The sequence below is a fragment of the Microbacterium sp. NPDC057944 genome, assembly GCF_042887445.1.
Lineage (GTDB): Bacteria > Actinomycetota > Actinomycetes > Actinomycetales > Microbacteriaceae > Microbacterium > Microbacterium natoriense.
Genome location: NZ_JBHVPJ010000002.1, coordinates 977,415 through 1,002,079 on the forward strand (window position 1 = coordinate 977,415; position 24,665 = coordinate 1,002,079).

General features: G+C 70.4%; 22 protein-coding genes. 7 read left to right on the top strand and 15 right to left on the bottom strand.

The annotated features are described in order from the left end of the window. Window positions 1–68: 68 nt before the first annotated feature. The 5 genes from hpf to mtrA form a co-directional block, all read right to left on the bottom strand. Window positions 69–725, bottom strand: a complete 657-nt coding sequence (gene hpf / locus ACFVRO_RS14155) for a ribosome hibernation-promoting factor, HPF/YfiA family (RefSeq protein ID WP_105672456.1) — start codon at window positions 723–725, stop codon at window positions 69–71. Between the two features lie 94 nt (window positions 726–819). Continuing rightward, entirely contained in the window at window positions 820–1,491 is a 672-nt protein-coding gene (locus ACFVRO_RS14160; RefSeq protein ID WP_386953349.1) for a ComF family protein, read from the bottom strand. A gap of 107 nt (window positions 1,492–1,598) precedes the next feature. Next, on the bottom strand, window positions 1,599–3,320 hold the full coding sequence (locus tag ACFVRO_RS14165) for an LpqB family beta-propeller domain-containing protein (RefSeq protein WP_386953352.1): 1,722 nt from the start codon (window positions 3,318–3,320) through the stop codon (window positions 1,599–1,601). Then, complete coding sequence (mtrB, locus tag ACFVRO_RS14170; RefSeq protein WP_386953354.1) at window positions 3,320–5,008, bottom strand: MtrAB system histidine kinase MtrB; 1,689 nt, start codon at window positions 5,006–5,008, stop codon at window positions 3,320–3,322. Before mtrB ends, ACFVRO_RS14165 begins: the two co-directional genes overlap by 1 nt. Before the next feature lie 7 nt (window positions 5,009–5,015). Beyond that, window positions 5,016–5,696 (bottom strand): MtrAB system response regulator MtrA, encoded by a 681-nt coding sequence (gene mtrA, locus ACFVRO_RS14175; RefSeq protein WP_386953357.1) that lies wholly within the window; start codon window positions 5,694–5,696, stop codon window positions 5,016–5,018. Window positions 5,697–5,791: 95 nt separating this feature from the next. Here mtrA and ACFVRO_RS14180 point away from each other — a divergent pair, with 95 nt between their 5' ends. The 5 genes from ACFVRO_RS14180 to ACFVRO_RS14200 all read left to right on the top strand — a co-directional run bounded on the left by ACFVRO_RS14180 (window position 5,792) and on the right by ACFVRO_RS14200 (window position 11,442). Then, entirely contained in the window at window positions 5,792–7,297 is a 1,506-nt protein-coding gene (locus tag ACFVRO_RS14180) for a hypothetical protein (protein WP_386953360.1), read from the top strand. Further along, entirely contained in the window at window positions 7,294–7,935 is a 642-nt protein-coding gene (locus ACFVRO_RS14185; RefSeq protein ID WP_223586690.1) for a DUF4129 domain-containing protein, read from the top strand. The genes ACFVRO_RS14180 and ACFVRO_RS14185 overlap by 4 nt, the downstream gene beginning before the upstream one ends. Continuing rightward, complete coding sequence (locus tag ACFVRO_RS14190) at window positions 7,932–9,134, top strand: DUF4350 domain-containing protein (RefSeq protein WP_386953362.1); 1,203 nt, start codon at window positions 7,932–7,934, stop codon at window positions 9,132–9,134. Before ACFVRO_RS14185 ends, ACFVRO_RS14190 begins: the two co-directional genes overlap by 4 nt. A gap of 76 nt (window positions 9,135–9,210) precedes the next feature. Then, window positions 9,211–10,134, top strand: coding sequence for a MoxR family ATPase (locus tag ACFVRO_RS14195; protein ID WP_341942582.1), 924 nt, complete (start codon window positions 9,211–9,213; stop codon window positions 10,132–10,134). Continuing rightward, window positions 10,135–11,442: a DUF58 domain-containing protein gene (locus ACFVRO_RS14200; RefSeq protein ID WP_105672465.1), complete on the top strand. Its 1,308-nt coding sequence runs from the start codon at window positions 10,135–10,137 to the stop codon at window positions 11,440–11,442. 63 nt (window positions 11,443–11,505) lie between these two features. On the opposite strand, the gene ACFVRO_RS14205 is transcribed toward ACFVRO_RS14200, so the two are convergent. Next, window positions 11,506–12,498, bottom strand: a complete 993-nt coding sequence (locus ACFVRO_RS14205; protein WP_386954477.1) for a stage II sporulation protein M — start codon at window positions 12,496–12,498, stop codon at window positions 11,506–11,508. Between the two features lie 16 nt (window positions 12,499–12,514). Between ACFVRO_RS14205 and ACFVRO_RS14210 the strand changes: the two genes are divergently transcribed. Further along, window positions 12,515–13,324, top strand: a complete 810-nt coding sequence (locus tag ACFVRO_RS14210; protein ID WP_386953364.1) for an RDD family protein — start codon at window positions 12,515–12,517, stop codon at window positions 13,322–13,324. A gap of 9 nt (window positions 13,325–13,333) precedes the next feature. On the opposite strand, the gene ahcY is transcribed toward ACFVRO_RS14210, so the two are convergent. The 5 genes from ahcY to ACFVRO_RS14235 form a co-directional block, all read right to left on the bottom strand. After that, complete coding sequence (ahcY, locus tag ACFVRO_RS14215; RefSeq protein WP_386953366.1) at window positions 13,334–14,779, bottom strand: adenosylhomocysteinase; 1,446 nt, start codon at window positions 14,777–14,779, stop codon at window positions 13,334–13,336. Between the two features lie 20 nt (window positions 14,780–14,799). Continuing rightward, a complete protein-coding gene (locus tag ACFVRO_RS14220; RefSeq protein ID WP_386953369.1) occupies window positions 14,800–16,014 on the bottom strand; it encodes an ABC transporter permease in 1,215 nt (404 codons plus the stop codon). Further along, window positions 16,011–16,769, bottom strand: a complete 759-nt coding sequence (locus tag ACFVRO_RS14225) for an ABC transporter ATP-binding protein (protein ID WP_344010662.1) — start codon at window positions 16,767–16,769, stop codon at window positions 16,011–16,013. Before ACFVRO_RS14225 ends, ACFVRO_RS14220 begins: the two co-directional genes overlap by 4 nt. Beyond that, entirely contained in the window at window positions 16,766–17,710 is a 945-nt protein-coding gene (locus ACFVRO_RS14230) for an efflux RND transporter periplasmic adaptor subunit (RefSeq protein ID WP_386953371.1), read from the bottom strand. Before ACFVRO_RS14230 ends, ACFVRO_RS14225 begins: the two co-directional genes overlap by 4 nt. Before the next feature lie 62 nt (window positions 17,711–17,772). Beyond that, window positions 17,773–17,979 carry a DUF3499 family protein gene (locus ACFVRO_RS14235; RefSeq protein ID WP_105672472.1) on the bottom strand — a complete coding sequence of 69 codons (207 nt, stop codon included), beginning with the start codon at window positions 17,977–17,979 and terminating at the stop codon, window positions 17,773–17,775. 80 nt (window positions 17,980–18,059) lie between these two features. Here ACFVRO_RS14235 and ACFVRO_RS14240 point away from each other — a divergent pair, with 80 nt between their 5' ends. After that, complete coding sequence (locus ACFVRO_RS14240; protein WP_223586695.1) at window positions 18,060–18,488, top strand: hypothetical protein; 429 nt, start codon at window positions 18,060–18,062, stop codon at window positions 18,486–18,488. A gap of 9 nt (window positions 18,489–18,497) precedes the next feature. Here the strand turns inward: ACFVRO_RS14240 and ACFVRO_RS14245 are convergent, their stop codons facing one another. From ACFVRO_RS14245 to manA, 4 genes are all read right to left on the bottom strand, one after another. Then, window positions 18,498–19,883, bottom strand: a complete 1,386-nt coding sequence (locus tag ACFVRO_RS14245) for a DUF5719 family protein (protein WP_386953374.1) — start codon at window positions 19,881–19,883, stop codon at window positions 18,498–18,500. Beyond that, entirely contained in the window at window positions 19,880–22,903 is a 3,024-nt protein-coding gene (locus ACFVRO_RS14250) for a glycosyltransferase (RefSeq protein ID WP_386953377.1), read from the bottom strand. The genes ACFVRO_RS14245 and ACFVRO_RS14250 overlap by 4 nt, the downstream gene beginning before the upstream one ends. 86 nt (window positions 22,904–22,989) lie before the next feature. Next, a complete protein-coding gene (locus ACFVRO_RS14255) occupies window positions 22,990–23,307 on the bottom strand; it encodes a WhiB family transcriptional regulator (RefSeq protein WP_105672476.1) in 318 nt (105 codons plus the stop codon). Between the two features lie 144 nt (window positions 23,308–23,451). After that, window positions 23,452–24,579, bottom strand: a complete 1,128-nt coding sequence (manA, locus tag ACFVRO_RS14260; protein WP_386953380.1) for a mannose-6-phosphate isomerase, class I — start codon at window positions 24,577–24,579, stop codon at window positions 23,452–23,454. Window positions 24,580–24,665: the final 86 nt, after the last annotated feature.

The window sequence follows — 24,665 nt, forward strand, 5'->3', positions numbered from 1 at the left end:
ACGGCGACGCGTCTTCTCACGCCGAAAGGCCCGGCCCCTGTGGAGGGACCGGGCCTTTCGCATTCCTCTCAGGAGGCGAGTGCCTCGGACGGCGGCGCCTGGGTGCTCAGCGCGATGACGCCGTAGTCCCATCCCTTGCGGCGATACACGACGCTCGGGTGGTCGGTGCGCACATCGACGAACAGGAAGAAGTCGTGTCCGACCAGCTCCATGCGGTCGACCGCCTCCTCCACCGTCATCCATTCGGCGTCGAAGCTCTTGGTGCGGATGACGACGGGCGAGTAGACGTCTTCTTCCTCGCTCTGCACCGGGACGCTCCCGGTGGCGACGGCGTGCAGGACGTCGACGGATGCCGGCTGCACGTCGATTCCCTCCAGGGCTCCGCTGCCCTTCTCGAAGTGCGCGCCTCGTGGGTGCTGGCGCCCGTCGACCCTCTTCTCCTTCGCCCGACGCAGCTGCTCGGACATCTTGTCGACCGCGAGGTCGAGGGCGACGAACTTGTCGCCGTCCGTGGCCTCGGCACGGACCACGGGTCCCTTGCCGACCAGCGTCAGCTCGACGGTCTCGTCAGGTACGTGCCCGTTCCGATACACACGGTGGGTGACCTTCACGTCCAGCCGCTGCGCTCGGGACGCGAGCATCTGGATCCTGGCGATCTTCTCTTCGACAACGGTTCGGAAGCGATCGGTGATACCCACTCCGACGCCAACGATGCTTGTTTCCATTGCTGCCTCCTTGTCCCGGTCCACCCGGCCAAGGGCGGACCGTGGTCGCCTTGTTCTGCCCAACCGTAGTCCGCTCGTCGGCCGTTGTCACCACTCAATTGCTCCGTGTCGTCGGTGCGTCTCCTCTGAGCCCGCTGTGACGCACCGTCGCCGCGAGCGCCACGGCCGCGACGACCTCGAATCCCGCCCGACCGAGCACTCTCGCGGCCTCGTCGAACGTCGCCCCCGTCGTGACGACGTCGTCGACCAGCACGACGCGCGCGCCCTCACCCCGCCTCCGAGCGCGCATGCTCCCCCGCACGTTCTGCGCGCGCTCCGCCCTCCCCAGCCCGCGCTGGTCGGCGCGTGCACCGGCGTGCCTCAGCACGCACCACGGAGCGACACCGGCACGCGCGAGCAGCATGTCGGGCACCCGGTACCCCCGACGGCGGAAGGCCGCGCGCGAGGTCGGGATCGGCGACGCACGGATGCCCTCGTCGAGCTCATCGAGGAGAGCGCCGGACAGCGCGGTGCCGAGTGGGCGCGCGAGCACCGTTGTGCCCTCTCCCTTCAGGCTGCGAATGCAGCGCGCCGCCACCCCCTCGAACGGCAACGCCGCGCGTACTCGGAGTCCGGCCGGGGTCCGGAGCTCGCGTGGAGCGGGCGTCAGCGCTCCGCGGCATCCCTCGCAGAGGAAGACGCCCGGCAGATCGCAGCCGGCGCACGATGCGGCGAGCAGGAACGCCCCGATCTCGGCGCCGATCTCGCGCCAGTGTGGAGGATGCATCGATCGATCCTGCCGCCCTTCAGCACGAGGACGACGTGAGAGGGGTCGTGGTCACCGGGATCGGTGGAGACTCTGCATCCCGCTTCACTCTGGGGAGGAGAGGTCTCTCAGCGCCCTGCGCGCGTCGCGAGCAGCAGGATGCCCGTGGTCGACTCCCGCCAGGCGGACCCGCTGCGCGCGAAGAGCGAGCCGCTCGAGGCGAGCACCCGCATACCCGATGAACCCTTCGCACCCGCGATCGATGCCGCGCCGGCCGGCGCGGTCTCCAAGGTCCCCGGGCCACCCACGATCTGCGTCAGGATCTTGGGCCCATCCGCCTCCGTCAGGATGCCGAGGCGATCGGAACCGAGCCACACCACGTCGTTCGCGGGTCCGTCGAGCTGAGCGACCTGCAGGGCGTCGCCGAGACTCGTCGGCATCCCGCTGCCGTCCCGCACCACCGCGGAGACGACGACCCACCTCTCCCCGCCGACCACCACGATCGCGGCCACGCGAGCCCCGTCGGAGGAGACCCGGATCGCCGACACCTCGGACGCGCCGGGCCAGGCGTCGGCGACATCGTGACGCACGACGTCGTCACCCACGGCGACGAGCTGTCCCGGCGTGCTCGCCGGCACAGACCACGTGTACCCATAGGGGTCGAGAGACGGCGCGATCAGGCCCGGCCTCGCGTCGAGCTCGTCGAGACCGCCGCCCCCGGCGAGGAACACCTTTCCGTCCGCGAGCCGGATGGCCGCGTGGGACTCGTCCACCGACACGTCTATCGCCGTCGCGGGCAGCGGGAGGCCGAGGACCGCTCCGCTGATCCCGGCGAGAGGGGTGATCTCCGTGCCCACGATTGTCCCGAACGCGCCGTCCTTCAGCACGATGCTCCCCACATCCGCAGGCTCTTCGACGACCTTCACCACTCCGGCGTTGAGGGTGCGTCCGTCGATGGTGAACCGCACCTGACTGACGTGGATGCCCGCCGCTTTGAGCGTCGCCTGGAGCTGCGTGCGCATGCGCGAGAGCGTCGTCGGATCGAGTCCCTGCGCGTCCCGGTTCAATGCGACGTCCGCGACCAGTTCGGGGTCGATGAACACGGCATCGCGGGCGAGCTTGACATCGGACGGGAACGCGCTCTGGACCGCCGGCTCCAGCCACGGGCTGGGTGCGCCCTCGATCAGGGTCTGCGTGACCGCCGTCGCGATGCTCTCGCGTCGAGGAAGCCAGCGCACGTCGGGGACCAGCCGCGACCAGCCCTCGTCGAAGTACTGCAGCGGATAGTCGCCGAACACCTGCGGGAAGCGCGACTGGTCGATGACGATGCCGTTCGGGGCCTTCGAGATGCGCCATTCGCCCTCGGTCTTGACGACGGAGAAGGTGAGGGACGAGATGCCCGTGGCCGCCGAGTACGCGCCTGTTCCGTCCACGCTCGCGACCATGTCGATCCCGACCTGGATCTCCACGGTGTCGCCGTTCTTCGCGTCGGAGACGTCCTCCGCATCGGAGACGAACGTCCGCGAGGACGAGCTCTCGTCGATCGAGACGCCCTCACTGGGACGCCAGGTCGCCGCGAGTTCCGGCGTGAGGAACTTCCTCGCCACGGCCCAGACGTCAGTCGGCGTCACCGCGGCCTCGAGGAAGTCGTCGACGATCTTCCTCGGACTCGCACCGGGAAGCGGATCCGACGCGAGCAGGAGGATCTCGGGGACCTCGGACGACTCCCCCAGCGCAAGCCCCTGCTTCGGGTCTCCGCTGGTCGGCAGGCCGGTGCACGACGAGAGCAAGAGCACGGCCGCCGCCGCAGCGGCGATCGTGCGCAGGATGCGTGAGGTGCGCCGCGCCATCAGAGGCTCCCCTCGTCGAACAGATGCGGGGGCAGATCGGCGAGCTCGATCGGCTGGGTCGCATCGGTGAGCTCGGCCAGGGGCTCCTGCGGTTCCAGCGGCACCGGGGACGGTCCGTCGATCACTCCCTGATGACGGGGCAGCGTGAGGACGAAGTTGGTGCCCACGCCGATCTCCGACCACACCGCGAGGGTGCCGCCGTGCAGCATCGCGTCGCCCAGCGCGATCGACAGGCCGAGACCCGTCCCGCCGATCGTGCGCTGGCGCGAGGGGTCGGCCCGCCAGAACCGGTCGAACACGCGCTCGGCGTCGTCCGCCTCCATCCCGAGGCCGGAGTCCCTGACCCCGACGGCGACGGCGTGCTGATTGCTGTCCACCGTGATGACCACGGGGCGCCCTTCGCCGTGCTCGATCGCGTTCCCGATGAGGTTGCGCAGCACGCGCCGCACCCTCCGCGGATCCATATCCACGGGAGAGTATCCGCCGGGGGCGACGAGACGCAGTTCGGTGTCGTGCCCCTCGGCGAGCGGCCTCATCTGATCGATCATGTCCTCGGCGAGGTGCGCGAGACTCGTCGCCTCCAGTTCCAGCTGCACGGAGCCCGCGTCATAGCGGCTGATCTCGAGCAGGTCGGAGAGCAGGGTCTCGAACCGCTGCACCTGGGTGTGCAGCAACTCGGTCGTCCGCGACATCACGGGGTCGAACTCGTCACGCTGGTCGTTGAGCATGTCGGCGGCGAGGCGGATCGTGGTCAACGGCGTCCTCAGCTCGTGCGACACGTCGGACACGAACCGCTGCTGCACGAGCGAGAGCTCACCGAGCTCCTTGATCTGCGCCTCGATGCTGTCCGCCATGGCGTTGAACGAGCGGCCGAGCGTCGCCAGCTCGTCTTCGCCTCGCACCTCGAGGCGGACGCCGAGATCACCGGAGGCGAGCCGAGCACTCGTCTCCGCGGCCTCGACGATCGGCGTCGACACGGTCCTGAGCACGACGAAGGAGATCGCGGCGACGATCGCGACGAGGCCGATCCCGGCGATCCACAGCGTCCGCTGCACGAAGGACAGCGTCTGATCGGCGTCGGAGAGATCGTAGGAGAAGTACATCTGGAACGGACCGGCCTGAGGCACCTTGATCTGCTGGCCGACGATGATCCCCGGCACCTCCCTGCCCGACACCGTCAGAGCCACGGACTGCCAGGTCTGCCTGTCGTCGAACTCGACGACGCGGAAGCGCAGCGCCTGCGTGATGAGGTTCTCGCTCAGTCCCGCCGTGAACCCGTTCAGGCGCACGGCGGCCGTGTCCGTCCCGGCCTTCGCGTTGATCCGGATGCCCGCGATCCCCTCTGCGGTCGAGTTGCGTGCGAGGTCTCTCTGTACGCTGTCCCACAGCTCGGACAGCGCAGCGGGGTCGTCGCTGATCGCCGCGGAGTCGAGCACGGCCTGGGCCTGATCGACCGCTCTGCGCGCGTCCTCCAGCACCTCGTTCTTCCGCGAGTCGAAGAGATCCCCCTGGATGACGAGCGCCATCGTGACGCAGGTGACGAGGATCGCCAGCGACGTCAGCAGAAGAGTGACGGTCAGGGTCCGGAACCTCAGGGAGCGCCGCCAGAGCAGGCTCAGGGAGGACGGCCAGCCGCGCCAGTCGCGAAGGACAGCGACCGCCGTGGTGGTCGCTGTCGTCGCGGCCATGATGCGCCTAGCCGATGCTCCCGGCGCGGTAGCCGACGCCACGCACCGTCATGACGATCTTAGGGTTGTCCGGGTCGAGCTCGACCTTCGCGCGCAGTCGCTGCACGTGCACGTTCACCAGGCGGGTGTCTGCCTTGTAGTGGTAGCCCCACACCTGCTCCAGGAGCATCTCGCGCGAGAAGACCTGCTGCGGTTTGGAGGCGAGAGCGACCAGGAGCTGGAACTCCAGCGGAGTGAGGGCGATCGGAGCCGTTCCTCTGCGCACCTCGTGCGCGTCGACGTCGACGGTGAGGTCGCCGACGCGCAGCTGCTCACTGGTCTGCTGCGGGGCCGGACGGAGCCTCGTGCGGATGCGCGCGACGAGCTCCTTCGGATTGAAGGGCTTGACGATGTAGTCGTCTGCGCCGACCTCCAGCCCACGGACCACGTCGGCGGTGTCGCTGCGAGCCGTGAGCATGATCACCGGCACACCGGATTCTGCACGGATACGGGTGCAGATCTCGATCCCGTCCATACCCGGGAGCATGAGGTCGAGCAGCACGAGATCGGGGCGCTGAGTGCGCCATTCCTCGACCGCCCGCGCACCGTCGGCGCAGAACACCGGCTCGAAGCCCTCGGTGCGCAGCACGATGCCGATCATCTCTGCGAGCGCGGTGTCGTCGTCGACCACAAGAATGCGTGAGGTCATAACAGTTACCTTATGGCACTCGGTACCACCGATCCGGTGTCTGCGCATCTTGGACGTGTTGTGACACGATGGGAGCGCACGACGGAGGGAGTGCTGTGAGTGGTCAGACCTGGACCCCTGCCCCGAAGAAGGGGCTCATCCCCCTGCATCCGCTGACGTTCGGGATGCTGCTGGGGCGATCGTTCTCGGCACTGCGCCACAATCCGAAGGTGCTGTTCGGCTTCGGAGTCGTCGTGCAGCTGTTCGTCGTCGTGCTGAGCTCCGTCGTGATGGGCTACGTGTTCTTCACCACGTTCGTGCGCCTGCAGTCCGTGTCGATCTCGTCCCCCGACTTCGAGTCGATCTTCGCGGGGACCATCGCCATGAATCTCGTCGCCGGCATCGCGGTCGGGCTGGCCTCGGTGGCCTTCACCGCGATGATGCAGGGCGTCGTCGCGGCCGAGGTCGGATACGGCGCGGTCGGCGTGAAGGCGTCGCTGGGCACGCTGTGGCGCAGGATGGCGCCGTCCTTCTGGCGTCTCGCCGGCTTCTCGATGCTGGCCGTGCTCGCCGTCTTCGGCGTCATCGCCGTCGTGTTCGCCGTGATCGCCGGGATCATCGTCGCCGTGGGCGGCAACGGGACCGACCAGATCGGCATCATCGTGGCGGTCGTCATCATCCTGATCCTCGCGATGATCCCGCTCTCGGTCTGGCTGAGCACCAAGCTCCTGCTGGTGCCGTCCGTGCTCGTGCTCGAACGCGCGACCCTGCGTGGCGCCCTCGTGCGCTCCTGGCGACTCACGCGCGGGCGCTTCTGGGTCGCGTGGGGCGTGACGATCCTCATCGGCATCATCATGGGTGTGGCCACCCAGGTGGTGAGCATCCCCGTCTCCCTGTTCTCTGGCCTTCTGGGCGGAGTCATCATGCCCACGGGCAGCTCGGCCGATCCCGGCGCCGTGTTCGGCTTCGTGCTGGCTCTGCTGGTGCCGCAGATCCTCCTCCTGATCCTCCAGGCGATCACCCTGGTCGTGCAGAGCACGGCGGGCACGCTCGTCTACGTCGACAGTCGGATGCGCTACGAAGGCCTCGATCAGACACTGATCGCCCATGTCGAGAGGCGCGACCTCGGCTGGACAGAGGATCAGCTCGGCGATCCCTTCGTCGTCGACCCCGCGCGCGCCGTCACCGACGCTCCCCCGCCCGTGCAGCCGCCGGAGTGGGCGGTGGCGCAGGCCACCTATGCCGCGAGTCAGGGGTACCCCGCACAGGGGTACGCAGCGCAGTATCCCGTGCAGAGCAACCCCACCGCTCCGTACCCGGGTCAGGGATACCCGGCTCCGCAGCAGTACGCCCCGGCGCAGCCGTACCCGCAGACCAGCGCGACGACCCCGCAGCCGCCCGCATACGCACCGCAGCAGCCACCTGCCTACGCTCCGCAGCAACCGTATGCGCCGCAGCCGCCGGCGTACGCACCGCAGCCACCTGCTCCGACGTCGCAGCCTCCTGCGTATCCGACGCCCGCGGCGCCGCAGCCGCCCGCCGCGCCCGCACAGGAAGCAGCTCCGTCCGACCGCGCCCCGGAGGCCGGGTGGGCTGCTCCCGGTTCCGACGGGGCGGCATGATCCGTCCGTTCGACGACGTCGTCGTCCCCGATGGGGACGACGCGCGACAGTGGGCCGAGCAGGAGCTCTCGAACCCTCGCTACGCGGATGCGAAGCCGACGTGGTTCGACCTCATGGCGCGCGACATCGGCCGTTTCCTCGCCGACCTGTTCTCCTCCGACAACTCGAACGCCGTCGGTCCGAGCGCCCTCATCGTCGTGAGCGTCGTGATCTTCGGCGCACTCGTCGCCGCGCTGATCATCTGGGGCCGTCCGCAGCGCCCCCGAGCGGTGCGGCGCGCCCTGGGCGGACTGCTCGGAGCGGACGACGACCGCACCGCGGCGCAGTTGCGGGCCGACGCCGAGCGCAGCGCACGCGCCGGCGAATGGGACGACGCCACGGTCCTCCGGTTCCGGGCGCTCGCCCGCGGCCTCCTCGAACGCGACCTGATCGACCCCGCCCCCGGGGCGACGGCCCAGTCGATCGCGCGAGAGGTCGGCACGGTGTTCGCGTCCGAGTCCTCCGCCGTGCGGACAGCCGCCGGCTCCTTCGACGATGTCCGCTACCTGCGGCATCCGGCGACGGCAGACAGCTACGCCCAACTCGCCGCTGTGGACGAACGGCTCTGCGCGCTGCACCCCGAGGCGGTGACCGCATGAGCCTCGTCGCAGAGGACACCGCGACGGCGTATGCGGCGTCCACCGCGGAACGCCCACCACGTGGGCGCCGTCTTCGCACGCTGGGCGGCTGGGCCATCGTCGCGATCCTCGTGATCCTCGGGGCGTTCGTCGCGATCCAGGTGGGCGTGTCCATGCCGTCGTCACGCGGATCCCTCGACCCGGAGGGCGTCGGCGGCTCCGGAGCGATGGCGCTGGCTGAACTCCTCCGCGACCAGGGGGTCGAGGTCACCGTCGCCCGTTCCCGCGACGACGCCCGCGCCGCACTCGACGAGAACACGACTCTCGTCATGTCCAACCCTTACACCCTCACCGACGAAGGGCTGGAGCGCTTGATCGAGCCGGCCGACCGGGTCGTCTTCCTCTCGACGAGCTCGCACCTGCTCAGCGTGCTGGGGATCGGCACGAGCGCGAACAGCCTCTCCACCCCGATCTCCGCGGACTGCACCGTGCCCGAGTTCGCGAAGGTCGGCGACATCCGCCCCGACCGGATGTTCGCCCCCGCGGACGGCGTCGAGGGGTGCTTCGGCGACGCGGACGCCGCCGCCGTGCTGGTCGACGATGACGACGGCGTCCGTCGGACCGTCGTCGAGGCCGGCCGCCTCTTCAGCAACGCGTACCTCGCCGAGGACGGCAACGCGGCGCTCGGGCTCGCCCTGCTCGGCCAGAGCGAGAAGGTCGTCTGGTACGTGCCCTCCTTCGAGGACTCCGACATCCAGGGCGAGTCGCCCGACACCCTCGGATCCCTGACCCCCGGCTGGGTGACGCCGGCGATCCTGCTCCTCTTCCTCGCCGGCGCCGCGGCCGCCTGGTGGCGGGGCCAGCGCTTCGGCCCACTGGTGGCGGAGACCCTTCCCGTGACGGTGCGGGCGTCCGAGACCATGCACGGCCGCGCGCGGCTGACCGCCAAGGCAGCCGATTCCGCACACGCCGCCGAAGCGCTGCGCGACGGAAGTCGACGTCGGCTCGCCCGACGGCTCGGCCTCGCCGTGACCGCGACTCCGGACGAGATCGCGGACGCCGCATCCGACCGGCTGCGCATCCCCCGCGGCACGCTGCAGACCCTGCTGTCGGGACCGCTGCCCGCAGACGACCCATCGCTGATCCTGTTCGCGCGTCAGCTCGACGAGTTGGAGACCTCGGTCGACGACTCGACCCGCAGCCCGCGCACGCCGGAATGACCCTCTCCACACCGACGGAAGCCGAGGACGACACGTGACCGCTGAGAACTTCAACGACGCCGAGCTGCGGCAGGCGATGCATCGCGTGCGCGCGGAAGTGGACAAGGCCGTCGTCGGCCAGGCCGGCACGGTCACGGGCCTGCTCGTCTCACTGCTGGCCCGCGGGCACGTGCTCCTGGAGGGCGTGCCCGGCGTGGCGAAGACCCTGGTCGTGCGATCGTTCGCACGGGCCCTCGGCCTGGACACGAAGCGCGTGCAGTTCACCCCCGACCTGATGCCCGGCGATGTCACCGGCTCCCTCGTCTACGACGCCCGCACCGGCGAGTTCGACTTCCGCGCGGGCCCGGTGTTCACCAACATCCTCCTCGCGGACGAGATCAACCGCACTCCGCCCAAGACGCAGGCGGCGCTCCTGGAGGCCATGGAGGAGCGCCAGGTGTCCGCAGACGGCGTCAGCCGCGCCCTGCCCGACCCGTTCCTCGTCGCCGCGACGCAGAACCCGATCGAGCACGAGGGCACGTACTCGCTGCCCGAGGCGCAGCTCGACCGCTTCCTCATGAAGCTCGTGGTGGGCATGCCGGAGCGCGACGCGGAGGTCTCCGTCCTCCGCAGGCACGCCTCGGGCTTCTCGCCACGTGAGCTCACCGGCGTCGAGTCCGTCGTGACGGCCGACGAGATCCGCGCCGCTCAGGCGGCGGCCTCCCTCGTCGAGGTCACGGACGACGTGCTCGGCTACGTGGTCGACCTCGCCAGGGCGACCAGGCAGTCCCCGTCTGTCGAGCTCGGTGCGAGCCCTCGTGCATCCACCGGCCTGCTCGCGGCGGCGAAGGCGTGGGCCTGGCTGAACTCCTCCACCGCGGTCACCCCCGACCACATCCAGACCATGCTGGTGCCGGTCTGGCGGCACAGGCTCCAGCTGCGCCCGGACGCGCAGATGGAAGGCGTCTCGGCGGATGCCGTGCTCACCTCCGTCGTCCAGCAGACCAGGGTGCCGATCTAGGTGTTCGTCACCGGTCGCCTCGCCGTCGCTCTCGGCATCGGCATCATCCCGCTGGTCCTCGCCGGACTCGCGGGCTACTCGGGATACGCCGCGCTGGGCATCTGGGCGGGACTGTGCGCGGTTCTCGTCGCGGTCGACGTGCTCACGGCGGCGAGCCCCGCGAGAGCCGTGGTGACGCGCCGGGTGCCCGCGCGAGCACGACTGGGCGAACAGGTCCCGGTGAGCGTCGCGGTGCACAATCTCGGCTCCCGCACGCTGCACGCCCTCATCCGCGACGCCTGGCAGCCGACCGCCGGCGCCGGGCCGGAGCGGCAACGCCTGAGCATCCCTGCGGGCGAACGCCGCCGCGCGGACATCCCCCTGCTCCCCCGCCGGCGCGGCGAGCTCGTCAGCGAGTTCGTGGTGATCCGCTCGCGCGGCCCCCTCGGCCTCGCCGGCCGGCAGTCGAAGCACCGAGTTCGCGGTGCGATCCGCGTGCTGCCCGCGTTCTCCTCCCGCAAGCATCTGCCCTCGCGGCTCGCACGGCTGCGGGAGCTCGACGGCAACACGAGCATCCAGGTCCGAGGGCAGGGCACCGAGTTCGACTCGCTGCGTGAGTACGTCCGCGGCGATGACGTGCGCTCGATCGACTGGAGGGCGACCGCACGCGCGGGCACGACGATGCTGCGGACGTGGCGCCCCGAGCGCGATCGTCACGTCGTCATCATCATCGACACCGGCCGCACGGCCGCCGCACGCGTCGGCGACGGCACCAGGGTGGATGCGGCCCTCGAGGCCGCGCTTCTGCTCGCCGCCCTGGCGACGCGCGCCGGAGACCACGTGCACCTGCTCATGTACGACCGCGTCGTGCGCGCGAGAGTCACGGGCGTCGACGGCGCCGCGCTGCTCCCGGCGCTGACCGACGCGATGGCGCCCGTGCACGCGCGTCTCGTCGACACCGACTGGCCGAGCGCCTTCGCCGCCGTCCGCACGCTCACCACACGCCCCTCGCTGATCGTCGTGCTCACCGCACAGGATGCCGCGGAGTCGGCCCGAGGCTTCCTCGGCGCCTTCCCCGATGCGTCGCGGGCGACCTCCATCCTCGTCGGCTCGGTGACGGATGACGGCATCTCGGACCTCGCCAGGAGGCGCGACTCGCGCGAGGAGGTCTACCTCGCCGCAGCGGCCGAGCGCACCATGCGCGACGCCGAGAACGTGGCCGACGCGATCCGACGCGCCGGAGGCGAGGCGATCGCCTCCGATCCCGAGACGCTCCCCCCGCGCATCGCCGACCGCTACCTCGAGCTGAAGGCCGCCGGACGGCTCTGAGCCGCGCGTCCGCGCGTCGATCTCTCGCACGTCGGGGTCTTCGTCCGGCGCGCAGGAGTCGACTCAGCCGGCGACGAGCCGCGGAGTGCCGGCCTCGTACTCCACGAGGTCTCCGGTCTCGCCCCGACGGTAGGCGCGACCTCCGATGACGAGCATGTAGATGAGGAACACGGCGAGCGCTGCGGCGCCGATGCCGATCTTGACCGGCCAGGGCAGCGACCATCCCGTGACGAAACCCTCGATCAGTCCGGCGAGGAACAGCGCGAAGATCAGGCCGATCGCGACGGTCGCGAGAGACCGTCCCTCGGCGGCGAGGGACTCCCCCCTGGTCCGATGGCCCGGCGCGACCCACGCCCAGAACAGGTGCAGCCCGCCCGCGCCGGCCACGAAGATGCTCGTCATCTCCAGCATCCCGTGCGGCAGGATGTAGAGGATCATGACGTCGACCTGGTCGTGCGCGGCCATGACCGCGCCGGAGACGCCGAGGCCCATCGCATTCTGAACCATCGCGTAGACCGGCCAGATCCCCGTGATGCCGAACAGGACGCACTGCAGGGCGATCCAGAAGTTGTTCCACCACACCATGCCCATGAACACGGCAGCCGGGTTCTCGGTGTAGTACCCGGTGAAGCTCTCATCCGCGTACTGCTTCAGGTCGGCCGGAGTGCCGAGCGTCGCGATCAGGGCCGGGTCGCTGGAGATCCACACGGCGGTGCCGACGGCGATCGCGATGAACGACAGGGCGATCACGAGGGTCGTCCAGCGCAGCCGGTACAGCGCCGCGGGAAGCTGCCTGGCGAAGAAGCGGGCGGCGAGGGTCAGGACGTTGTCGGACGCTCCGGTCAGCCGCAGCCGCGCCCTGATCAGGATCGTCGACAGGTACGCGCCCTGCGGGGACTCTCCGACCGAGGTCTTGAGATCGGCGAGATCCGCGGATGCCGCCCGGTAGCGCACGATGAGCTCGTCGACGCCGGCGCCGTCCAGCCGCGCACGGCTCAGGTCGTCGAGTCGTTCCCACTCGGCGCGGCGTGCATCGGTCAGCGCATCGGCATCCACCTGATTTACTGTACTCATGTCCGTGCCGTTCGATACGTCAGATGAGATGCTCTCCGGCGAAGCCGTGGCGATCGATGTGCAGCCGATCGGCTTCGTGCTGCGGGCGGCCGGAGCCGTCATCGACATCCTCGTCAGCGTCGCGGTGTTCGTGATGTGGATCTTCCTGCGTCTGTGGCTGCTCGGCATCGGCGTGCTCGACGAGGCGACCGACACGATCGCCTCGATCATGGCGATCATCGTCAGCTTCGTGGTGCTGCCCCTCACGATGGAGGTCGTCCTGAAGGGACGCAGCCTCGGGAAGCTCGCCGTCGGAGGGCGCATCGTGCGCCTCGACGGCGGAGCGACCGGTTTCCGCCACGCCTTCATCCGCGCGCTGCTCGGCGTGCTGGAGATCTACATGACCCTCGGCGGCGTCGCCGTCCTCGCCGGCGCGTTCAGCGCTCGGTCGCAGCGCCTGGGCGACATGGTGGCCGGCACGTACAGTCAGCGCGTTCGCACCCCCCAGCTCGTCCCCCTGGCGCCCGTCCTTCCGCCGATGCTCGCGGGCTGGGCGCAGATCGCCGACGTCGCGCGTCTCCCCGATAGACTCGCCCGCCGCATCTCGCAGTTCCTGGTGAGCGCTCCGCGCCTCATGCCGTCCGCACGCGAGCGGGTCGCCAGGGAGCTGCTGGCCGAAGCCTCGCCGTTCGTCTCGCCGATCCCCGCCGCACCGCCCGAGGTCGTCCTCGTCGGCGTCACCGTGCTGCGCCGAGAGCGCGAGCGCCGCGCGCTGGAGAACGCCGGCGCGCGCGCCGAGAAGCTGACCGGTCGGCGCGTCGGCGTCTGAGCATCCCGCTCAGTAGCGGTAGTGCTCCAGCTTGTACGGCCCCTCGACGGGGACGCCGATGTAGGCGGCCTGCTCGTCGCTGAGTCGCGTGAGCTGCACGCCCAGAGCATCCAGGTGCAGACGGGCGACCTTCTCGTCGAGAGCCTTGGGCAGCGTGTAGACGCCGGTCGGATACGCCTCGATGTTCGTGAACAGCTCGAGCTGCGCCAGCACCTGGTTGGCGAAGGAGGCGCTCATCACGAAGGACGGGTGCCCCGTGGCGTTGCCGAGGTTCATCAGACGGCCCTCGCTGAGCACCAGCACGCTGCGTCCGTTCGGGAGGCGCCACTCGTGCACCTGCGGCTTGATCTCGACCTTCGAGACTCCGTCGAGCGCCTCGAGACCCGCCATGTCGATCTCGTTGTCGAAGTGACCGACGTTGGCCACGATCGCGAGGTGCTTGAGCGCCAGCAGATGCTCGGTCGTCACGACGTCGCGGTTGCCCGTGCCGGTCACGACGATGTCGACGGCGCCTGCGACGTCGATGAGACGCGCCACCTGGAAGCCGTCCATGGCGGCCTGCAGGGCGCAGATCGGGTCGACCTCGCTGACGATCACGCGGGCGCCCTGCCCGCGCAGGGCCTCCGCTGCCCCCTTGCCGACGTCGCCGTAGCCGCAGACGAACGCGACCTTGCCGCCCATCAGCACATCGGTCGCACGGTTCAGACCGTCGGGCAGCGAGTGGCGGATGCCGTACTTGTTGTCGAACTTGCTCTTGGTCACCGAGTCGTTGACGTTGATCGCCGGAAACAGGAGGTCGCCGGCCGCCGCGAGCTCGTACAGGCGGTGGACGCCGGTCGTCGTCTCCTCCGTCACGCCGATGAGTCCGGCGGCGATCTTCGTCCATCGGTCGGCCGACCCGGCGAGCGAGGCGCGGAGCAGGTCGAGGATGATCGTGTACTCGTGCGAGTCGGCATCCGTCGCAGCGGGCACGGCTCCGGCCTTCTCGAACTCGACGCCCTTGTGCACGAGGAGCGTCGCGTCTCCCCCGTCGTCGAGGATGAGGTTCGGTCCGTCGAATCCGGATGCCGACCAGTCGAAGATCCGCTCCGTGCAGGCCCAGTACTCGTCGAGCGTCTCGCCCTTCCACGCGAACACCGGCACACCGGCCGGGGCGTCGACGGTTCCCGTCGGGCCGACGACGACAGCAGCGGCGGCCTCGTCCTGCGTGGAGAAGATGTTGCAGCTCGCCCAGCGGACCTCGGCGCCGAGAGCGGTCAGGGTCTCGATCAGCACGGCGGTCTGCACGGTCATGTGCAGGGAACCCGCGATCCGCGCGCCCTTGAGCGGCTGCGCTGCGCCGAACTCGGCGCGCAGGGCCATGAGCCCCGGCATCTCGTTCTCTGCAAGCCGCAGCTGGTGGCGGCCGGCTTCGGCCAGGGACAGATCGGCGACGCGGTACTCGAGCTCGGGCATGCCCCTATTCTGTCATCCCGTCAGAACCGGATCGCATCGATGACCTTCACCCGCAGCGCGACGATCGCCGGGATGAATCCGGCCACGGCGCCGACCGCGACCGAGGCGATCAGGCCGATCATGGCCGCGCGCATCGGGAAGGGCGGGATGTCCTGGATCCCGTAGAACATCGAGGTGACCACCCAGTCCGATCGCAGGACGGCCACGACGATCGCGATCCCGATCACGCCGGCGACCGTCGTGGCGACCAGGCTCTCCAGCAGCACCGAGACGAACACCCGCCCCGAGGTCGCCCCGAACGCCCTGCGCACCCCGATCTCACGCACGCGCTGCCGCATGGCGACGAGCTGGATGTTGATCAGGCTCAGGGCGCCGAGCGCGAGGATGACCCCGGCGATGCCTCCGACGACCATCTCGAACGTCGCCATCGCGTTCACGTTCCCCGGCTGCGCGGCCCAGTCCGAACGCATCACCGTGATGGTCTGCCCCCCGGGGAGACCGGCGCGCAGATCCATCGCGAACACCGGCGCGATCTCGTCGACCCTGCTCTGCGAGACCCACACCTCGTACTGCACCTGGGCGCCTTCCGGGAGGGCGTCGACCCTCGCCCGGTAGGAGTCGAAGAGGAGGTCCACCCGCAGCGAGTCGTCCATGTAGCCCTGACGCGGGACGACACCGACCACCTGGTAGGTGCCGCCGGCCGGACCCGCGAGCGAGAGCGTCGGATGCTGTGCCAGGGGAACCCTGCCGATCCTCTCCCACAGTGCCTCCGTGATGATCACCGGTGGCGCGAGGGCCTCGACGTCCGTGTCGGCGAGCCACCGACCGTCGAGCAGCTCCTCTCGGTGGATCTGCGGGTACACGGGGTCGTACAGCCGCGCGTACACCTCGACGATGCCGTCGGGCAGCGCCACGGGCACACTGAGCCCCTGCACGACCCTCGCCGCGTGACTGAAGTCGAACCGCGCGGCGGCGCCGGCGACGCGTGCGTCGAAGGCGTCCAGGTCGACGGGTGCGCCGTCCTCGCTCATCTGGCTGACGACCAGGGTCGCTGCGCGCCCACCGGATCTGTCTGACTGCTCCGTCTGATACTGGCGCTGATACTCAGAGAACGCGAAGACCGCGGTGAGCGCCGCGACCGAGACGGCGATGCCGATCAGGCTGAGCAGCACCCGCAGCTTGTGAACCCTGATCTCCGCCCAGGCGTCGGCCAGGGCACCGAGGATGCCGGTCACGACGCCTCCTCCGGTTCGGAGGCGGATGACGGCACGGACGCCGCGAGCGTCGACGCCTCGAAGGCGAGACTGAGGTCGGCCGTCTCCAGGCGTCCGGCATCGAGTCGATAGTGCCGCCGCGCGCGTGCGGCGACGTGGAGATCGTGCGTGATCGTCACGAGCGCGGCATCCGTCTCGGTGGCGACCTCGTCGAGAAGCGCCATGACGGACGCCCCGGTGTCGATGTCGAGCGCGCCGGTGGGCTCGTCCGCGAGGATCAGCACGGGCCTGCGCACCAGCGCCCTGGCGATCGCCACCCGCTGCTGCTCGCCGCCGGAGAGCCGGTCGGCGATCTGTCCGGTGCGATGCCCGAGTCCGACGCGCTCGAGCATGTCGGCCGCGATCCGGCGGCGATTCCAGAACAGATGACCGCGTGCGTGCCCGAGCGGCATCATCACGTTGTCGAGCGCCGTCCGCCCCGGGAGCAGGTTGAACTGCTGGAACACGAAGCCGACGTTGTTCCCGCGCAGCCGGTCGAGCCTTCCCGCCCGCATGCGCCGGACCTCCGTGCCCTCGAAGGCGACCGTTCCCGTGGTCGGGGCGTCCAGCATCCCGAGGATGTTCAGGAGGGTCGACTTCCCCGAGCCGGAGCGCCCGACGATCGAGACGTGATCGCCCGCCCCGACCTCGAGGCTGATGCCGCGCAGGATCTCGAGCGTCGAGTCGTCGGCGAGCGTCACGCTCTTGGTGACGTCGTCGAGCCTGACGAGGGTCACCAGTTCGTCCCGCTGTCACACTGCTCCACCCCTGGTGCGACCTCGTAGCAGTTCTCCTGCACGGGGGCGACGAAGCCGGGGACGAACTGCCTGATCGACTCCCCCTCATCGAGACCCGAGACCACCTCGACGATGGTGCCGTCGTTGACGCCGAGCGTGACGGCGCGCTCCTCGGGGTCGGCGCCGTCTCCGGCATCCACCCACACGTTGCCGCTGCCCGCTCCGCCCTGCACCGCCGTCACCGGGATCACGAGGGCGTCATCGACCTTCCCGAGTGCGAGATCGAGCGTGGCCGGGAGCCCGGCGAACACGACCTGATCGGTCGGGATCGCGCATCGCACGCTCGCCGTGCCCTCTGGGCTCACTTCGACCCGCACTCCGGTGCAGGTGAAGGGCGCGGGTCCTCCGGTGATCGTGACGGATGCCTCGGTCGGCGCGTTCACGAGCCGGTAGAGCTGCACGGGCTCGACGGTGGCGAGCAGGTGATACCGGGCCGGGGTGATCTTGTAGATCTCGGTCCCGACGCTGGTGGGCTGTCCCTTCACGAGAGCGATCTCGGAGATCTCGCCCACCTCGGGCGCGAGGACGTCGATGTCCTTCTTCGGATCGTCCTGCTTGATCGTGAAGAGCTTCTGACCGGCGGCGACCGTCGCGCCCTCGCCGACGTGGACGGCGGTGACGGCCCCGGTGATCTCGCTGCGTACCGTGAACGCGTCGTCGCGCGCGACGTTGCCGCTGAGCGAGAGCTCGTTGACGACGGATCCCCGTTCGACCGCGATGACCGGATCGGTGATCGCCGCCTCGGGTACGACCGCCGCCACGGTCTGGTCAGGGAAGAACGCGATCTTCACCAGCGCCGCGGCGCTCGCGCCGAGCACGATGACGAGAAGGAGAGGGAAGATCCAGCGACGCCAGACGATCACGGCTGCCTTTCCGGCCACGCCACCATGGCGCGCCCGGAGTCAGCATAGCCAGAAAATAGTTTCCGGGTATAGAGAAATGTTCAGGCGCGAAGAGCCTCGTGCCTCACGACGAGCCAGCCGGCGGGGACCGAGAGCCTGTCCGCATGCGGCGCGCACAGGTCGTGGGCGTTGGCGTGGTGCGCGATGCCGAGCGGCCCCAGAGCCGCCATCTGATCGCCGTAGTCGTAGGTGAGCGTCGCCACCGCCTCGCGAGCGCAGCCGACCTTCGAGCAGAGTCTTCCGTCCATCACAGCCAGGCTACGTCCGGCGGACGTCGGTCGGGGGATGCCGCGCCGCATGCGGAGGCACACCGCCTAGACTTCTGAACATGCCCCGTCGTCGCGCCGATCGCGCCTCCGCCGCTCCGCGGAGGGGCGCCCGTCACGGCCGACACGGCCGCCTCGGCCGCAGTGAGGTGGTCCGGCCTCCCCTCGCCCCGCTCGACGGGCGGATCGACCGGTTCGACCTCACCGTCGGCACCGCGGTGGAGTTCCTGCGCGGCACGTGGACCGAACTGCAGGACGTGCGCTTCGAGATCGGCGCCATGCCGCTGTACGAGTCGGGAGACGAGGTGCCCCGCTGGTACCTCGACCGCGACAACCGGCGCATCGTTCTGTTCCGGCTGCCGATCGAGCGGCTGCTGCCGCCCGGTCACGACGACGCAGCCCATCGGCGCATGGCCATCGAAGGCGCCGTGTTCCGCGCAGCGGCGGAGTACGTCGGCCGCGAGCCCTGGGACCTCGGCCACGACCACTGAGCACGCGGCTCAGGGGTAGACGACGACGCTCTTCTCCGCCCCCGCAGGAGGCCACACGGGCCAGACCGCCAGCGCTCCGTCACCGGTCATGGAGACCGACGCGTGCACGGGAGCCGCGCTGCGAACCGAGTAGACGGTGCCGTCGGTCACATCGACCGATGCCGAAGAGCCAGCGGGCACGGTCACCTGCTTCTCCCCTCCGCCTCCGCCCACCGGGCCGACGGTGACCTGCACGTCCTCAGCCTCGTCATTCGTGAGGACGAGGACGGCGGCAGGGCCCGACGGCACGGCGACGAGAGTCTCTCCGGTGAACTCCGGTGCGGGCATCGCCCAGGCGAAGTCGCTGCCGGGACCTGCACCGTCCTGCACGCGCACACCGGCAAGGACCGCGGACTCCGCGTCGACCTGCACGGTGTAGAGGCCCGGGTCGAGGTCGGGGAGCCCGACATCGGTCGCGACCCCTGCGGGGATGTCCATCTGGAACACCGCCGACGCCTCGACGTCGCCGACCGCACGGATCGTGACGGTGGCCTGGGTCTCGGTCTCCGGCGAGAAGAGCCGCAGCATGTTGGCGGAGCTGTCGTCGCCCTCGTTCTGGAAGATCTGCACCCCGGGGATCACCGGATGCTGCTGCGGGGCGGAGACCGCGTCCTGGAGATCCACCCCGACCGGGTCGAGGGTCTGCATGAGCGACGACTGCAGCACCGCACGGACCGGCGACCCTGTCGCCGTGACATTGACCACGGGAGCAGCGGTGCCGCCGGCGATCGCCGCGAGCGGAAGCGCGACCTGGGCGCCTGCGGGGACGATCGACGTCGTCGACGTGCGCGTGGTCCCGTACACGGTGAGGGTCACGGTGGAGGGCACCGCACCGGGGTTCGTCAGAACGACGAGGTCCTCAGCGCCCGTCACGACGGCCCCGCCGATGAGCCAGGACTCCGTGCTCGCCTCGCGGCAGGGCGCCGCCGCGAATCCGGAGAGATCCTCCGCCCGGAGCGTCACCGACTCCGTCGCGCCGATGAGCGGCGCCTTCCGCCCCTCGACGGCCCCGGTCAGACGGCGCACCTCGCCGGCGCCCGCGAGGTCTCCCGCGGTCAGCGAGCCGATCTCCGGTTCGCCCTCCGTGCCCTCCATCGTGAAGCGGGGGCTCGCCGCCGAGTCCATGCGGAGCGGATCGGATGTGTCACGCCCGAGCGCGCGGAAGTCGCCATTGCAGACGAGGACGGTGTCGCCGGGCAGCGGCGTCACCTCCGCCTGCGCAGGTCGGGAGGACACCGACGGCCAGGGCGCGGTGATCGCCACGACCACCCCCGCCACGCAGGCCACGCAGGCCACGGCCCCTGTGAGAAGGCGGGCACTCGTCGCCACCACGCGGATCGTCTGGTTGCCGCTCATCGTTCCTCCTCCGGCGTCTCGGTGCGATCCCGCACCACCGGCTCGTCACCGGCATCCGTCGGCGCCGTCTCTGCACCGGTATCCGTCGGCTGCGGGTCATCGACCGGCTCCGGATCCTGAGTCGCGCGATCTTCGGGTGCGGGGTCGCCCACGGGGTAGGCATCCTCGAACTCCCTGTCCTCCGCGTGTCGCGGCAGAACCATCGGCTCGTCCGGCGTACGTCCCACGATGCGCGACTGCGCACGGGCCGCGCGGCGGGAGGAGCGCGTGGGGATGGAGAGCAGCAGTGCAGCGAAGACCAGCACCAGCTGCACCGTCGTGACGAGGCGCGCCGTCGCATGCTCGCCTGCGGAGAGCTCGGCCCGATCGGCGGCATCCGCTTCGAGGTGCCAGAGCACGCCGCGCGCGGTGTTGCCGGCCTGCACGAAACCCGCCCGCTGGTCGAGGGCGGTGACCGCCGACGTGCGAAGCGTGAGCGCGCGGTCCCCCTCCCCGTCTGCGACCTTCGCGAGAAGGACGTAGCCGATCCCGAGCTCGCCGAGCTTCCCCGCCGCGTCGAAGTCGCGTGCCGAGAGCAGATCCACGGAGAGCGTGGTGATGTCGGTTCCGCGGATGTCGGTCGCTGTGGTCAGCATCGTGCTCTGCGCTCCGAGTGTCTCGCTGACGCCCCAGGCGACCTCCGCCGCGAGGCCTCCGTCGTTCTGCGGAGTGAGGACGAGCGTTCCGACCGGCTTCTCGCCCTCCGCCTGCGCAGCCACGTAGGCGGGGAGCGTCGAGGAGGGACCGTCCGTGAGCACCGGCTTTTCGCCGAGGAAGCCGTGGAACGAGAGCAGCGACGGCACAGCGCAGACGAGGACGGCGAGGGCGGAGACGACCGCGGCGACGACACGCACGCGGGGCATGGTGAGCATGGTGTCGAGCGTGACGAGAGCGGCCCCGGTCAGGCCGATCCAGGCGAGGCTGAGTCCGGCCCCAGGCCAGATCGCGACGGGAGTCCCCTGGGCGAAGGAGACGGCGATGCCGACGGCCAGGAACGCGGTCGCAAGCCCCGTCAGCGAGACGACGAGCAGCGTGATCCCGGCCCGCCATCGAGGTGCCACGGCCGAGGCGAGCGCCAGGAGGGCGAGCGGGGCGAGCAGGACGCCCGCCCATGTGCCCAGCGGCGTGCCCACCACGGCGGTCCAGTCTCCGAACGATGCCGTGGGGAAGCCTGTGGCGAGGGCGAGGCGCCCTGCGGCGTCGGCGCCGGCCTGCGGACCAGCCCAGATCTGGCCGGGATCGCCGAGGAGAGCGAGGATGCTGCCGTGCCGGAGCTGCCAGACGACGATCGGCGCGAACAGTGCGATCGCGGGCACCGGCAGCCAGAGCAGCCGCACCGCGCCCCGGATGCGTGCGCCGCCGAGGGTGATGCCGATCGCGACCACCCAGAGCAGCAGCAGGGCCGGGGCGAGAGAGGGCGAGCAGGCGGCGACCGCTGCGAAGAGGAGGGATGCCGCGCCGGCTGCTCCCCAGGAGCGGTGCGCGACGACGGCGGAGTGGAAGAGCCAGGGAAGCAGCAGGTGGACCAGGACGCCGGTGGGACGCCCGTCCATGAGCGCGGCGAGGAAGGTGGGCGCGAGCGCCCAGACGACGCCGGCGAAGATCCGCAGCCCGGAGCGATCCGTCACCCGGGTCGCCGCGAACCAGCCGCCGAGGACGGCGAGCGGCAGAGCGAGGATCCACAGCAGCACGAGCGAGAAGGACGGTCCGGCCGGCCACAGGGAGCCGAGGACGGCGACGACGGCCGCGAACGGATCCGCCGGTCCGATCAGGTCGACGCCGACGCCGCGCAGACCCCACGCCGCATCCGCCCACAGCGCCGCGACCGTCGTGCGCAAGGGCAGCAGGGCGCCGCCGCCCAGCACGGGCCAGGCGAGGAGGGTCGTGAACGTCGCGATGCTCACCACGAGAGCTGCGAGCACGGCCCAGGCCCCACCACCCGAGAAGAAGCGGAGTTCGCTGACGGCGCCGCCCTCGCTTCCGTGGCCGTCGTCCAGCCTGCGCCGGAGGTCGCCACGGGTGACGCGGAGAGGGGCGACGCTCGCCCAGCTCGATGTGCGGAAGGAGCGGATGCCGCGCCGCGAGCGGCTGACGGCGCCGAAGCGGAACATCGCGGTCAGCGCTGCTCCCCACTCCGGAGCCACGGCTTCAGGGCGTTTTCCGATGAGATGGGTGATCGAGCGCCAGAGCGCGAGAGGAAGCAGGGTCAGCCAGTGGAGCGGGAGGGCGATCGCCGGCGCATAGGCGAGACGCCGATGCAGCTGGGCCGTCCTGGTCGCGTACGCGCGACGGGCGCCTCCTGCGGGCAGCGCGGCAGGACCGTCGGGTGAGACGGCGATGCGCGCGGAGGGCGTGAGGACGACACGGCCCCCGCCGAGACGCGCGCGCACGCCGAGGTCGAGGCCTTCGTCCGCCCCCGCGAGCGCGCGATCCGGCCGGAGGGCGTCGCGCACCTCCCCGCGGATCAGGATGCCGCGGATGTCGGCCCCCAGCGCATCGTCCTTGCCGTCGTGCTGCCCCTGATCCAGCTCGCCCGCGGCGAGTTCCACGGAGCGCCCGAGAGCGGTCATGCTCACGCCGAGCGAGACGATCTCCCGATCGTCGTCGGTCTGCACCAGTTTCGGCGCGATGATCGCCGCCGACGGCGAGCGCTCGAGACTGCCGACGAGGCGTTCGAGCGCACGGGGGTGGGGCGCGGTGTCCTGAGCGAGCAGCCAGATCGCGCTGCCCTCCATTACACGAGGACGTGCGAGCTCGACGGCATCGGCGAACGACGTGCCGCTGCGGGCCGCGATGATCCCCTCGACCGTGGCGGCGACGACCTCGCTCTGACGGATGGATCCCGCGTCGCCGCACACGACGAGCGTGATCGCCGCGGGCGGGGTCGACTGAGCGCGCAGTGCGTCCAGGGTGCGGAGCAGTTGGGCACGGGCCGATGATCCGGGGCGCGCGACGATGATGGCGTGTACTCGGGCTGGCATGACGTGGTCAGCCTAAGCGCGCACAAGGGGCGGCTGGAGCAGCGGGTGCGGCGCGCCCGCGAAGCGGTGGTGCGGGATGCGGCGGATCAGCTGGCGCGGCGCTTGAGCTTCCGGCGCTCGCGCTCGGAGAGTCCGCCCCAGATGCCGAAGCGCTCATCGTTGTTGAGCGCATACTCGAGGCATTCGCCGCGGACGTCGCAGGAGGTGCAGATCCTCTTCGCGTCACGCGTGGATCCGCCCTTCTCGGGGAAGAACGCCTCGGGGTCGGTCTGCGCGCACAGTGCGTCGCTTTGCCAGGCGAGGGCGTTGTCGTCGTCGGCCTGGACACTGCGAACCCCTGGAACGCCGAGGTTGACCGGGTCGACGAACCAGTTCTCCGGTACCTCGGAACGGTATCCCGTCATGTCGATCCCTCCAACCCTTGTCTCCGCCCCCCGGCGGGCCGTGCTCAACTAATTACACCCGTGTCATTCGCTGCGGTCAAGTCGCGGATGGTAAACCCTCAATCAGATCTTGAAGGTTCTTGACGGCGCATCGGCGTGTCGCGATCAGCGCCCGGGGGTCGCGATGAAGGCCTCACCATCGCCCGAGATCGTCAGGGCGGTCTCCTCGACGCCTGCGAATGCCACGGTGCCGACCGCGACGTCGACGCTCTCCCCGTCCGCCGTGCTCGCCGACACCCGGCCGCCGGTCGCGAGCACCATCGTCGGACCCGACACCTCGACGCGCACCGGGGTTCCGCTCAGCACGACACGACGCAGGGCGAAGTCCGGCACGTCGACCGGGTAGTCGGTGATCGCTCCGTCGGATGCGGGACGAAGCACGGGCACCTCCCCCGGCGTCGTGTCGAGGACGGACAGCAGCTCGGCGACGTCGATGTGCTTGGGCGTGAGGCCGCCGCGCAGGACGTTGTCGCTCGCGGCCATGATCTCGACGCCGAGGCCAGAGACGTACGCGTGCAGGAGCCCCGCTCTCAGGAAGAGACCCTCGCCCCTGGACAGCACGACGTGATTCATCAGCAGTGCGACGACCACACCGGGGTCACCGGGGTAGCTGTCGGCGATCCCGGCGATCGCACGCAGTCCCTCGGCCCACTCCCCCGTGCTCGTCGCGGCGGCGTCGCGCACCGCAGCGATGATCTCGTCCACTTCGATGCGCGCGTCACCCGACAGCAGCCATCCGATCGCATCGCGCAGCACGTCGCCCTCGGCGAGGAGCCGATCCCGAAGCGCGGAGACGCCGGGCGGGTCGCCGAGCAGCGCGAGCAGCCGCAGCGTGTCACCCACCGGACGCAGCCCGCTCAGCGACTCGAAACGCTCGCTCAGCGCGACGATCAGCTCCGGCTTGTGGTTGTCGTCACGGTAGTTGCGTCGCGGGTCGGCGACATCCATCCCGGCCTCCCTCGCCCACCCCGCCTGCGCCTGCGCGATCGTGGGGTGCACCTGGATGGACAGCGGCGAAGCCGCGGCCAGTAGTTTCAGCAGATAGGGCAGCGAGCCGCCGGTCACGGAATCGAGCGTCCCTCCGCCTGCCATGTCGGCGGGGTCGCCGGGGTGGTCGCCGAACCACACCTCGGCCTCGGGACCCGCAGCGGGGTCACGGCCTTCGAGAGCGGCGAGGAGGGTGCGGGATCCCCAGGCGTAGTCGCGGGGCGTGTTCGACAGGCTCAGCAGCATGCCCCCAGCGTAGAGCCACGGATGCCGCTCGCGAGAAAGGACGCCGCGCTCAGGTGAGAGTCCAGCCCGGGGCGGTAGCCTGAACG